13 protein-coding genes are annotated in these 12,943 nt (G+C 39.1%); 7 read left to right on the top strand and 6 right to left on the bottom strand.

Going from position 1 to position 12,943, the window contains the following annotated elements:
* Position 1 precedes the first annotated feature (1 nt).
* Entirely contained in the window at positions 2-1,429 is a 1,428-nt protein-coding gene (locus MBBTH_RS07950) for a CpaF family protein (protein WP_116592517.1), read from the bottom strand.
* A gap of 259 nt (positions 1,430-1,688) precedes the next feature.
* Here MBBTH_RS07950 and MBBTH_RS07945 point away from each other — a divergent pair, with 259 nt between their 5' ends.
* Complete coding sequence (locus MBBTH_RS07945; RefSeq protein ID WP_243409771.1) at positions 1,689-2,462, top strand: SAM-dependent methyltransferase; 774 nt, start codon at positions 1,689-1,691, stop codon at positions 2,460-2,462.
* Here MBBTH_RS07945 and MBBTH_RS07940 read toward each other — a convergent pair.
* A complete protein-coding gene (locus tag MBBTH_RS07940) occupies positions 2,459-3,712 on the bottom strand; it encodes a tripartite tricarboxylate transporter permease (RefSeq protein WP_116592515.1) in 1,254 nt (417 codons plus the stop codon). The genes MBBTH_RS07945 and MBBTH_RS07940 overlap by 4 nt on opposite strands.
* A 116-nt stretch (positions 3,713-3,828) precedes the next feature.
* On the opposite strand from MBBTH_RS07940, the gene MBBTH_RS07935 reads away from it, so the two are divergent.
* Positions 3,829-4,533 (top strand): hypothetical protein, encoded by a 705-nt coding sequence (locus MBBTH_RS07935; protein WP_116592514.1) that lies wholly within the window; start codon positions 3,829-3,831, stop codon positions 4,531-4,533.
* Here MBBTH_RS07935 and MBBTH_RS07930 read toward each other — a convergent pair.
* Positions 4,530-4,991 (bottom strand): MarR family winged helix-turn-helix transcriptional regulator, encoded by a 462-nt coding sequence (locus MBBTH_RS07930; RefSeq protein WP_116592513.1) that lies wholly within the window; start codon positions 4,989-4,991, stop codon positions 4,530-4,532. The genes MBBTH_RS07935 and MBBTH_RS07930 overlap by 4 nt on opposite strands.
* 72 nt (positions 4,992-5,063) lie before the next feature.
* Here MBBTH_RS07930 and MBBTH_RS07925 point away from each other — a divergent pair, with 72 nt between their 5' ends.
* The 5 genes from MBBTH_RS07925 (at position 5,064) to MBBTH_RS07905 (ending at position 10,850) form a co-directional block, all read left to right on the top strand.
* Positions 5,064-5,555, top strand: a complete 492-nt coding sequence (locus MBBTH_RS07925; protein WP_116592512.1) for a hypothetical protein — start codon at positions 5,064-5,066, stop codon at positions 5,553-5,555.
* A 385-nt stretch (positions 5,556-5,940) separates the two neighbouring features.
* Positions 5,941-7,962, top strand: coding sequence for a ferrous iron transport protein B (gene feoB, locus MBBTH_RS07920; protein WP_116592594.1), 2,022 nt, complete (start codon positions 5,941-5,943; stop codon positions 7,960-7,962).
* A 262-nt stretch (positions 7,963-8,224) separates the two neighbouring features.
* Positions 8,225-10,243 (top strand): ferrous iron transport protein B, encoded by a 2,019-nt coding sequence (gene feoB, locus MBBTH_RS07915; RefSeq protein WP_116592511.1) that lies wholly within the window; start codon positions 8,225-8,227, stop codon positions 10,241-10,243.
* Between the two features lie 127 nt (positions 10,244-10,370).
* Complete coding sequence (locus tag MBBTH_RS07910) at positions 10,371-10,598, top strand: FeoA family protein (RefSeq protein ID WP_116592510.1); 228 nt, start codon at positions 10,371-10,373, stop codon at positions 10,596-10,598.
* Between the two features lie 54 nt (positions 10,599-10,652).
* Positions 10,653-10,850, top strand: coding sequence for a hypothetical protein (locus tag MBBTH_RS07905; protein ID WP_116592509.1), 198 nt, complete (start codon positions 10,653-10,655; stop codon positions 10,848-10,850).
* On the opposite strand, the gene MBBTH_RS07900 is transcribed toward MBBTH_RS07905, so the two are convergent.
* The 3 genes from MBBTH_RS07900 to MBBTH_RS07890 form a co-directional block, all read right to left on the bottom strand.
* Positions 10,847-11,686, bottom strand: coding sequence for an energy-coupling factor ABC transporter ATP-binding protein (locus MBBTH_RS07900; protein ID WP_116592508.1), 840 nt, complete (start codon positions 11,684-11,686; stop codon positions 10,847-10,849). The two genes, MBBTH_RS07905 and MBBTH_RS07900, sit on opposite strands and share 4 nt — an antisense overlap.
* Positions 11,687-11,694: 8 nt before the next feature.
* Complete coding sequence (gene cbiQ / locus MBBTH_RS07895; RefSeq protein WP_116592507.1) at positions 11,695-12,525, bottom strand: cobalt ECF transporter T component CbiQ; 831 nt, start codon at positions 12,523-12,525, stop codon at positions 11,695-11,697.
* A gap of 112 nt (positions 12,526-12,637) precedes the next feature.
* Entirely contained in the window at positions 12,638-12,928 is a 291-nt protein-coding gene (locus MBBTH_RS07890; protein WP_243409770.1) for a PDGLE domain-containing protein, read from the bottom strand.
* Positions 12,929-12,943 lie beyond the last annotated feature (15 nt).

Here is a 12,943-nt window from a genome sequence, read left to right as displayed (position 1 = left end):
TTCACCTGTTCAGAATGATTCTGTTTAAGACTTTTTGAGGATTTTTGTAATATTGTTCCAGAACGCCGTTGACCTCCTTAACCGAGCGGATATTATGATTTATCATATGCCTTAAGACAAGTTTCCTGTTGTCTATTTCATTGTATAGGTCGTTGATTCCATATCCGCTTAAATTGGCAATCTGTGCTAATGTATGGCTTGTTATGCCAACATTTTCAATCAGGTCCCGTTCGGGATTCCATTGGAAGATCTTATTCAATTGGACAGTTCCCTCCTCCATTCCAACAACTTCGGCAACCTCACTTATTCTTCTAAATGAAACTCCTGATGGAGTGTATATCCTGTTCTGCATTATGATAAAATCAATTGCCTGTATCATTATTTCGGGAACGGACATTGGGGGATTGGTCAGTCTTGTTATTGTTTCTCTAGCATCATTTGAATGAAGTGTTCCAAATCCCGAATGGCCCGTATTGAGTGCGGTGAAGAGGGTGATCGCCTCGTCTGCCCTAACCTCTCCGACGATTATCCTGTCTGGGCGCTGCCTAAGGGAGTTCTTGACAAGATCATTCATGGTCAATTCTCCCCGGTTCTCGATATTTGCAGGCCTTGTCTCCATTCGGATTACGTGTTCATGGGGAATCTGCAGTTCCAAGGTATCCTCAATTGTGATGATTCTTTCTTTGGGGTTGATGAAGGCTGAAAGAGCATTTAAGGTTGTTGTCTTGCCGGAGCTTGTTCCTCCGGATATTATTGCATTTGCAGATTTCACGCCAAGCCCATCTATGCACAGCCAGAAAAATGCAGCCAATTCAATCGACATTGTTTTTGAATTTATCAGGTCGATTATTGTCAATGGGTCACGCTTGAACTTTCTTATCGTGAGTGAAGGGCCGTCTGCGGACACAGGAGGTATTGTGGCGTTTATTCTTGACCCGTCCACCAGGCGGCCGTCAAGTATTGGGGATTCCTGGTCGATTCTTCTGTTGATTTGCCTTGCGATGATGTCAATTAAATCCCTGATTTCCTGCTCATCCTTGAATTGGATGTTTGTTTTCATCATTCCGTATTTCCTATGGTAGACGAATATTGGCTTTCCGGTCCCGATTATCATGATTTCCTCCAGCTCATCGTCCTGGATCAGGGGGTCGATTTCCCCATATCCGTTGATGTCCCTGAGGAACTTTCGGGATAACCTGTCCAAATATTCATTTGACACGTAATTATCTTGATTTTCTCCCTTCAACCTCAGGAATATGAAGTTGCGGATATCATTTAACAGACCTTCTTCATTTGCCTGAAAGTTTTCGCCGGAAGATATAGCTAAATCAACAAGGTTTTCACGTATTTCTCCCAAAAGAACTTTTTCCTCAGGAGTGTAATTTTGTCTGACTATGTCATATTGCGGTATAATCTCTTCATTGTTCATATTTTCACCAATGGCGATTTCTTAGTTAGTAAATAGTAATTCGTAATACTGATTAATAAAGTTTTTATTACTTTTGAAAACATTATTACCAATCGAAAACAATAGTAAATTAATGGAGAAATTTTGAGGTGATTCTATCATTGACATAAACGACAAAATAAAAGCACTGGAACCCTGCGAAAACTGCACTGACATTCAGATTAAAAAATTCACCCCATTAAAAGAATTGATAGATTTCAGCACACTTGACGGTGAATGCATGAAATGCGAATGTGGAAAAAGACCATTGGATATCGTGATGAGCCATATCCTGAAAATAATGATCGAATCAGAAATTGTGCCGGAAAAGGCCACACTGAGAAGAAACTCTCCGGTTCCGCTATCAAATTTCTACTACAGCAGCTTGAACCCGCAGTTCATTGGAGAAAAGACATTGATTCTGCTCCATCCGGATTTCACAAAGGATGTTGCCGCAAGGCTGATTGATGAGGTTCCTGAAGTTGAATGTGTCCTTAAGGGAAGTCCTCAGAGCATAGTCGGACAGGCCGACAGGGATTCCCAAATCAATCACTTCGAAATACTTGAGGGTGATGACACACAGATGAACGTCATGAGGACCCTGCTTCATGAAAAGCTTGTTATTGTCAAGAGCCAGTCAAAACATCACATTGAGGTTGCAACCACCACAGAGGAAAAGTTGGTTAGGCTACATAATTATCTCGTTAATAACAAGATTAAAAAGGGCACAGCCATTGACGGAATGTGTGGACTGGGTGCATTGGGAATCTACCTGCTCAAATACGGATTTGAAAAAGTTTTATTCAATGATATAAACCCTGAAATGATAAATGCCCTTGAAAACAATCTTAAGATAAATGACATTACAGAGGGTTATGAGATATTCAACCAGCCATTTGAGGAATTTGAAAGTGGCAATGTCGATTTATGCGTAATAGATGCATTTCCTGGAATGGATATTGAGGAAATCAAGCAAAAGGCAGAAAAAATGGCCGATAACGTTGTCATAATTTAGATGAACATCTGGAAATAGATAACAATTGCAGGAATGATTAAAACGCCCATCAGATGGGATTTTCCGATTCCAATGTAATGGGGCAGCATTCCCATCGCAATTGAAGTCACCAGTGCCAAGGTCATATAAAAAACCGGTGCCTTGTAATAGAAAATGAAAACGTATAGGATTATGACCTGAAGCAATATCACTCCTATCGAGAGCTTCCTATAATCAACGCCACCCATAAGTCTCGAGAAGGAATCGCCCAATTTCAGCGACAGCACCAGCGAAACGGACACTGCAATAAGTGATGCGAAGATGAATATTGCCAGGTGATTGACGCTCATCTCAAAAATCAGGTAGGACATGTAGACTGCTATTCCGCTTCGTGGGTTTCCTATAATATAGATTGCAATAAGTGAAAACAGGCAGTCGGAAACGTTCAATCCTGAAGTGGCCAAAAGAAAATTCACAGTATCGTCATCATCATTGTCACTTGCACCGCTTGCGGCCTGGGCTATCACCGTTCCCTGTGCAGGTCCGAAACCAGGCAGGAATCCAAGTATCGCACCGGTTATTCCGCCTGCGAATATGCTTTTGAACTTGTTGTAATCAATGTCGAGTTCGTAAAAGGGGTTCTGGTGAGGTATTGTTGAGGAATCGTTTAGGCTGAAGAGTATGGTGCTTATTCCAAAAAGTCCTGAAAATGTGCACATCAAAGTGATTCCGGAGGATATCGGCGTTTGGAAAAGGATCCAGCCAAGTATTCCCGACAGAATAAACAATAGCAGGGACCATATGAAGTCCCGGTAATTTGCGGTGAGCCGATACGTCAAATAAATCGATGCTGTCAGCAGTATAATCCATGTGAACGGTTTTGTCGCCTCATGCAGTGTCGGCAGGGCTATTGTAAACAGGGGAAGCATCAGGATTGTCACCATTATCCCGCCAAATCCTCCGACGGACACCACCCTAATTACTTCTTTTGACCTGCCCTGCAAGACCATTCGGTGTCCCGGAAGGATTGATGTTGCTGTTCCCTCCTGAGGAACCCCCAATAGCATCGATGGGATGAACTCTATCAGCGCATGAGCTATCGACATGGACACCATCAGAACGCAGAGGAATTCCGGCGATAGGAACGTCAATAGGAACGATGAGGATGCAAAAAGTATTGCACCGGCTGTATTGACATGAATTCCAGGAATCATTCCGGTTGTTGTGCCAATCAATATGCCTATGAAACAGGCAATAACCAATTCAATCATACTCATTAATTACATAACGTCTTATTTAAAGCTTGTTTAAGCGATAGGACAATATTGCTTTGAATTTGAAATATTGTGAATATATTTAAATGTGGGTAACATATTAATATAATATTATGTCCAACCCTAAAAAAATCGCAGTTTTCTTATTGGCGTTGCTGATAGCGACAATCGTCGTCAGCTTCGTCGTCGGCTCTGTGATTAACATGATTGTTCCGCCCTCCCAAGCGAGTTTCGGTGATGAGATTGTGGAGGATATCGGAAAGGATGGTGTCTTGATTGCCACATTGGACGATTGCTTGAAACTGGAAGAAAAAGCCATTTCCGATGGGGATTTTAAAACTCATCTGGGCCAGGAACTGTCATGGCGAAATGCCAGAAACATATCTTACGTGGATGCCTATGGAAATCATGGGTATATGATTGTCTGGAAAGATGCTCCCGATAATTATCCAAGCATTTCAGACGATTCTGTAATTAGATATATTTCCGATAGCCTTGATTCGATGAAAGGTGAGTGTTTCTTGGTACATTTTCCAGAAGAGAATGCGGTGTATGGAATAATCATAAATACTGATGAGATAGCTTGTCCGGAATCAGTATTGCTTTACAGCATACTCGGATTGAACCAGTCTGATTTCCCGCCGACATATCAGCAAACAAGCAGCAGCTATTCAACAGGTGGTTCAAATCACTATCACACGGTCATTCCCGATAGGGACACTTTATCCAGAACTGACCCTGGAGCTTATTATGATCATTATGAGTATGGGGACAATTATGACATTGACGATTATCTTGAGTCTGAAGGATATGACTAGAAGTGTTCTCGGTTGAATTCAAGTGATTTTAGTGAGACCTTTGACAATATCTTAAGCAATTCATCGTGGGATATGTCAAACTCTTCACAAATCATCTCATCCCATTCCTTTTCCTTTTGGATGATGAATTCGGCTGTTTCTATTCCTTTTTTTGTTAAATTGATTTTGTATGCTCTCTTATTGTTCTCATCAACTTCCCGAGTAATCAGTCCTTTTTCTTCAAAATCCTTGAATGCCCTTGAAATCCCGCTTCTGTCCATGAGGCAGGCCTTGGCAATATCGGACTGGGTTTCTCCCATTTCATAATATAAAAATAGTAACATGTAGTATTGGCTTGGCAGGATTTCCGTTTCGCTTTTAATGTACTTGTTTATGTAAAAATCATGTGTCTTACTTAATGAAATCAAATGGTTAACAATGAATGGAGAATCATTTATTATATCGTCATATTCTATCATAAAATCACTTGTTAATATATTAAATATCAATACTTAAATAGTATTTGTAACAAATTAAGCACAGTGATTATTATGGATAAAAAAATCATCATCATTTTTGCAATCCTTGCGGTGTTCATTTTACTTGCAAGTCCGGTTTTTGCAAAGGAAAAGGTTAAAATTAAAGTATCCACTGATGACTGTGTATTTGACAATAAGGGTTACATCACAATCAAGATAGTCGATAAGAGGGGCCATGAAATCAATTCCAATGGAATGGTAAACTTCACAATCACCGATAAGCACGGCAACTATAAATGGGTTTACAAGCAATATGGCCATGGAATCCGCGTGAAGTATGATGTGGGCAAATACAATGTCAAGGTCAAGTTCTTTGGTGATTCCCATTACAAAAAAGCCAAAAAGACCAAAAATGTCAATGTAAAAAACGATTTTGATCCTTATACATATTACGATGACCATAATTGGGGACTGAACCAGGAAATCGATGACTATATTGAGTATAACTATTGGGATGAGGAAATTTACGATGATCCTTACACCTATGACGGTGAGGGATATTAGAAAAATAGATAATAATTGGTGTTTTACAATTTGGAGGAGAGTCAAAACACCAATTGAAGAATTTTCGGAAAATCTGGCAGATTGATTTTCCTTTTAATTAAATTAGAAAATTGTGGAAAACTAATTTAATTTTTTTTAGAGATTGTATTTATTGACTGTATGTGTTTAAGTGAAATTTAGGTATACCTAAATTTATGTCACTTGTATTAAAGTTGGTTGCCATAGTATATAAAGCTTTCTATTTTTTAGGTATACCTAAATTTTCTTACATTATTACTATTTATAAAATGAAATCATCATTAGTATTACTATTTTAAATAAAATAAATTGAATATAATAATATGCTATTGAGCTGAGCTATTGAATTTAAATTGAGGAATTATTGGTGTCAGAGTTAATTGTGGGATTGGCTGGAAATCCTAACGTCGGAAAAACTACGGTTTTCAATAGATTGACCGGTATGCGCCAGCATGTTGGTAACTGGCCTGGAAAGACTGTCGAAAGGGCAGAGGGCCATTTCAAGCATGGCGAATATGAATATAATCTTATTGATTTGCCGGGAAATTATGCATTGAGCGCTCATTCTATCGAAGAAATCGTTTCAAGAGACTTCATTGTGGACGATGACTCAGATGTAATCATCAATGTGGTCGACGCCGCCAATCTGGAACGCAATTTGTATTTGACAGTTCAAATGATGGAATTGGGGGCAAATCTCGTATTGGCCCTTAACATGAATGATTTTGCAAAGAAAAAGAAACATATCATCGATATAGACCTGATGAGTGAATTATTAGGTTTTCCAATCATCGAAATCAATGCCAAGACAGGCGAAGGCATCGATGAGCTGTTGACAACCGTTGAAAAACAGGCTGCAAATCCAATAGATTCCAGTGTAAAGCTATCCTACGGTAATGAGATAAAAGGCCATTTAAGGGAAATTCAAGAGGTAATAGAAAAGGATGATTCCCTGATGGATGTGCCTTCAATCTGGACAGCAGTCAAACTGCTTGAAAAGGACAGCATTGTAATTGAAAAGGTTCAAAAATCCAAATACTCTTCTGAAATTTTCATAGAATCAGATAAGGTGTCAAAGCACCTTTACGATGTCTTTAAGGAAAGTCCCGAAGAGGTAGTTGCCAATGCAAGGTATGCATTCATTGACGGTTTGATGGCCGAAGCCGTTGAAAGGCCTGCCGTTGAAACTGAAACAATCAGCGATAGGATTGACAATATAGTCACAAACAGGATCCTGGCGATTCCGATTTTTTTCATACTCATGTTTTTAATGTTTGAGGTCACATACACTTTAGGAGAACCATTTGAGAACTTGATTGCTCAGTTTTTTACAATTCTTGCTAATTTTGCGGCAGGTTTCATATCAAATCCATATCTTGAATCATTCATCTGTGATGCTGTGATTGGAGGTGTTGGAGGCGTTCTCACATTCTTGCCGATTATCATAATCATATTCTTATTCTTGAGTGTCCTGGAGGACTGCGGCTATCTTGCAAGGGCTGCATTCACATTGGACATTATCATGCATAAGCTGGTCGGACTTCACGGAAAGGCCTTCATTCCAATGATTTTGGGATTCGGTTGTGGCGTGCCGGCCATCATGGCGACAAGGACATTAGAAAATGAGGACGACAGGAGGCTTGCAATGATGCTTGTGCCATTCATGTCCTGTACAGCCAGATTGCCGATTTATGCGGTGTTCATTGCAGCATTCTTCACCGAACACAATGGACTAATCCTCTTGTCAATGTATGTGTTGGGAATTCTTGTGGCCCTCATTGTTGCGGCAATTCTTAAAAGGACAATGTTTAAAGGACTGTCCACTCCGTTTGTAATGGAACTTCCATCATATAAGGTTCCTTCCATTAAAGGTGTATTGCTGCACACTTGGGAAAAGGTAAAAGGATTCTTAAGAAAGGCAGGTACAGTTATTCTGGTCTGTTCCATGGTATTGTGGGCTTTAAGCATGTTCCCATTAGGCGTTAAGTATGCGTCCGCAGAAAGTTACCTGGGCATGATTGGTAACTTCATCGCTCCGATTTTCGCTCCGTTAGGATTTGGAACCTGGCAGGCCACTGTGGCAATAATTTCAGGGCTTGCGGCCAAGGAAGTTGTGGTTGCAACCTTCGGTACCATTTCAGGCATGGAAGGGGATGAGAACACCGGCAGAATGAATCATGTGCTCCATGACCTTTTCACTCCCCTATCAGCGTATGCATTCATGGCATTCACATTGCTATATGTGCCATGTATAGGTACAATAGGTGCCATTAGGCATGAAACCAATGGCTATAAATGGGCGTTGACCATGTGTGCAATAACAATTGTGACCGCTTACATCGTTTCGTTCCTGATTTACAATGTTGGACTGTTTTTAGGATTCGGATAGTCTAAAATCCCTCCAAACAGATAATACATTTCTTTTTTTTTAATAATGATTTCGTTTAATATAATTGACACCAACTTCATCACTAAAGGAAAAACTTTGGCATACCTAAATATTTATATATCAAAAAATCATAATATAATAATTGTTTAGGCAAACCTAATTTTTATTTTATTAGGACTTAAACTAAAAAATTTTTTTAGTAATGAATAATATTTTTCAAGAAAGGTATTATTCATCAAGTTAATACACGGGAGAATGGTTAATGACAAAATTAATAGTAGGATTAGCAGGAAACCCGAATGTGGGTAAGACTACTGTTTTTAATGGATTAACTGGTATGCGCCAACATGTTGGTAACTGGCCCGGAAAGACTGTCGAAAGGGCAGAAGGTCATTTCAAACATGGAAGCTATGACTATGATGTCATTGATTTGCCAGGTAATTATGCATTAAGTGCTCATTCTATGGAAGAAATCGTATCAAGAGATTTCATTGTAGATGACGGCTCTGATGTTATTATAAACGTTGTGGATGCTGCTAATCTAGAACGTAACTTATATTTAACAGTTCAAATGATGGAATTAGGGGCCAACCTTGTAATGGCTCTTAACATGAACGATTTTGCAAAGAAAAAAGATCATATCATTGATGTAAAATTAATGAGTGAATTGCTAGGATTTCCGGTTGTTGAAATCAACGCAAAAACCGGTGACGGTTTCGATGAATTGTTGTCAACCGTTGAAAAGCAGGCCGCAAACCCAATTGACACAAGTGCAAAACTATCATACGGAAATGAATTGAAAGAGCATTTGGGCGATATGCAGGCTTTAATCGAAAAGGACAGTAATTTACTTGATGTTCCATCAGTATGGACTGCAATCAAATTATTAGAAAAAGACCCAATTGTAATAGAAAAAGTACAAGGATCCTCTCAAAAGTCCGCTATCATGACAGAAACCGATAAGGTAGCAGGACACCTTCACACTATTTTCAACGAAGGAGCTGAAGAGGTTGTAGCAAACGCAAGATATGCATTTATCGGTGGTTTAATGGCAGAAGCCGTTAAAAAACCTGCCGTAGAAAAGGAAACCACTACAGATAAGATAGATAAGATTGTCACCAACAGGATTTTAGCGATTCCTATTTTCCTCGTAATCATGTATGCAATGTTCCAGTTCACATACACCCTGGGCGCTCCGTTCCAGGACATGATTGACCAGGCATTCGGAATGTTGGCCGAATGGGTTGGAAGCTTCATTGCCAATGAATACCTCGCATCATTCATCTGTGACGGTATCATCGGAGGAGTAGGTGGAGTTCTCACTTTCTTGCCTATCATTATCCTGATGTTCCTGTTCTTGAGTATTCTGGAAGACTGCGGATACCTCGCAAGGGCTGCATTCACTTTGGACATATTCATGCACAAATTAGTGGGCCTTCACGGTAAGGCTTTCATCCCTATGATTTTAGGATTCGGTTGTGGTGTGCCAGCTATTATGGCAACCAGAACAATGGAAAACGAAGGGGACCGTATGCTAGCAATGATGCTTGTTCCATTCATGTCCTGTACCGCAAGATTGCCTATCTATGCAATCTTTATTGCCGCATTCTTTGAGGCCAACCACGGTGCAATCTTATTGTCAATATATGTGTTAGGTATTGTTGTGGCACTTATCGTGGCAGCAATCCTCAAAAGGACAATGTTTAAAGGTCTCTCCACTCCATTTGTAATGGAACTTCCAACCTACAAAGTTCCATCCGTTAAAGGTGTGCTCTTACACACATGGGAAAAAGTAAAAGGATTCTTAAGAAAAGCAGGTACTATTATCCTTGCCTGTTCCATCGTGCTATGGGCTTTAAGCATATTCCCATTAGGTGTTGAATTCGGATCAGCTGACAGTGTGTTAGGTATGATCGGTGGTGCAATCGCTCCAATTTTCGCACCATTAGGATTTGGAACCTGGCAAGCTGGAGTAGCTATTATTGCAGGTTTGGCTGCTAAAGAAGTGGTAGTTGCAACCTTCGGTACTTTAGCTGGTATGGAAGAGGATGACGAAGAGGGTATCACCCAATTGGTACATGATACTTTCACTCCGTTGTCTGCATACGCATTTATGGCATTTACTTTACTATACACTCCATGTTTCGCAGCTATTGGTGCTATCAAACAAGAAACCAACAGTTATAAATGGGCAGCAACCATGTGTGCCATTACATTGGTAACAGCATATATCGTTTCCTTCCTGATTTACAATGTTGGTTTGTTAGCAGGATTTGGATAAAAGGGATGATTTTTAAAATCATCCATTTTTTAAATTTTTAGTCATAACTAAATATTTATATATTACTTGCTACAAAGTTAAGTATACCTAAAAATTTATTGCAAATTATTATAATTTTGGTGATAAAATGAGAACTTTAAAGGAAGTTAAGCCGGGAGAAACAGTTACTTTGGTAAAATACCATGAATCCGGCGATGTTGATTTAAGAAGACACTTATTAGGTATGGGTTTTGTTAAAGGTGCAAAAATCACTGTTAAAAAAGTAGCTACCTTCGGAAATCCAATCGAAATGAGTGTTAAAGGATATGACGTTTGTCTTCGTAAAGAAGAAGCTGAAAATATTGAAGTCGAATAAACTTCAATCTTTTCATTTATTTTTTTAATCTAATTTTATTAACGGTGTTATATAATGAAATGCAGAATGTGCGGTTTCGAGTTTGATGAAACCCAATTGGAAAACAGAGGATGTTCAAGTTGCGGCAAGCATAACTGCAACAGTTACCATTGCCCTAACTGCGGATTTGCAAATTCCCCAGAACTTGATCAGGAATTTGAGTTTATCACAAAAATTAAGGACAAGCTCAGAAACAGAAAATCAACAAATTAATTTTTTTTACTTTTAATTATCTCTTCAACTGTCTCATCGATACTTATCTTCTCAGTATCGACATCAAATCCTTTTTCTTTTAGTTTATACAGTATTTCAGTTGTCACAGGTGCCTTTAAATGAGCCTTTTTCAGCAATTCCTTATCAGAAAATATTTGGTGCTTGTCTCCTGAGGCTATGATTTGTCCGTCATACAATACGTAAATCTTGTCCGCAAAGTGATTGACCATCTCGATGTCGTGTGATGAGATTACAATGCTTATTCCTTCCTTATTCAAATTGTTCAGGATGTCCAGTACCTTGTCCACACCTTCAGGGTCAAGCCCTGCAGTCGGCTCATCAAGAATCATTATTTCAGGTCTCATTGCAACAATTCCTGCAATGGCAACCCTTTTCTGTTGGCCTCCACTTAAATGATGAGGGGTCTTGTCCTCAAAGCCGCTCATGCCCACCATCTCAAGGGATTCGGAGATTCTTCTTTTAACTTCATCATACTCAAGGCCCAAATTCATGGGTCCGAATGCAACATCCTCCTTGACGGTAGGTGCAAACAGCTGGTCATTTGGATCCTGGAACACAATTCCAACTTTCTGCCTAACCTTAAGCAGCTCATCACGTTCAAAAACAATTTTTTCTCCGTCTATCTCAACGTGGCCGGATGTAGGTTCTGTCAAACCGTTAAAATGGGAGAACAATGTTGATTTGCCCGCACCGTTAGGTCCCATGATAGCAATCTTTTCACCTTTCTTGATTTGAATGTTGACATTCTTCAAAGCTTGTGTTCCGTCAGGATAAGTAAAAGATAAGTTTTTTGTCTCTAAATGTATCTGTTCCATTTTTTCACCTAATTAATTGCTAAATTTTGTCCAAAGTAACCTAATTGTCCGGAGTATTTGAATATGATTATTTCAAGCACAATAACTATGGCGATTATTGTTAGAAGGTAGAGGTAATCGCTCTTTTCAGGGGATCTCTTTTCATCAAACATTTCGGAAGCATCCGAAAAGCCACGGCTGACCATACTCTTGTGGACCCGCTCTCCCTGTTCATATGCCTTCAAGAACATCATTCCTATTGTATATCCGACCTGTTTGACCCTCCATTTATAAGGGGTGTTTTTGGAATGTATGCTGAAATTCCTTGACTTTTGGCTTTTTCTGATTGCTGCAAGCTCGTCCACAAACAGGAATAGGAATCTGACCATGATTGACAGTATCATTGCCAGGTCTCTTGGCATTTTCAGTTTTCTAAATGAGCTGGCCATTTCCTGAAGCGGTGTTGTTGAGGAATAGATGATGATTGCTGTCAATGTCACAATCATTCTCACCAGAAGCAATATTGCCCAATTAAGCCCAACATCGGTAACATGTAGCCATGAATAACTCCAAAGAATATTTCCAGGCTGTATGAACGGCTGAAATATTATTATTGCTCCTCCAAAAGGAAGCAGCATCAGTAATCTTTTAAAGGAATCTGCATATGATAGGTTGGCTATTTTCAGTATAACCAACAACAGGATTTCCAAAATAATAGGTATGAATATCTCTTTGCTGATAACACAGACCAATATGATAAAAACAGTAGATATTAATTTGATCCGACCCTCTAAATTGTGGATGGGGCTATTCTGTGATGCCAAGTCATCAAATCTGATAATCTGTGTTATATCTGCCATAATTATTCACTGATTAAATATTAAAAAATTATGATATATTATTATTTGCTTTATTACATTTTAGTAAATTTCAATTACTTTTAAAAAAAGGGAAAAAATAGAAATTAAATATTTAATTTCTACTTCTTACAACTTCAGCAACCGCATAACCTAATGCTAGGGTAACGATCGCACCGATAACCAGTGCAACAATTTGTAATACTTGGTTATCAGGGTCATTTGCAAATGCATAATCTGGGAATATTGCATCAGGGATTCCATTGATTTCTTCTACTGAAAAGTCTTCAGCAACTCCGGAATCTTCAGCGGATTTTTCTAATCCGTCAGGGTCACCGGATGCTATGTATGGTGAAAGAACACAGATTATAACACATATTAAGAGTGCAACTCCAATTAAAGTCATATCTTTTTTCTCCAT

This window comes from Methanobrevibacter thaueri, assembly GCF_003111625.1.
In the GTDB taxonomy this organism is placed as follows: Archaea; Methanobacteriota; Methanobacteria; order Methanobacteriales; family Methanobacteriaceae; genus Methanocatella; species Methanocatella thaueri.
Note: the sequence above shows the minus strand (reverse complement) of the source record. Positions and strands in the feature narration are given on the sequence as shown.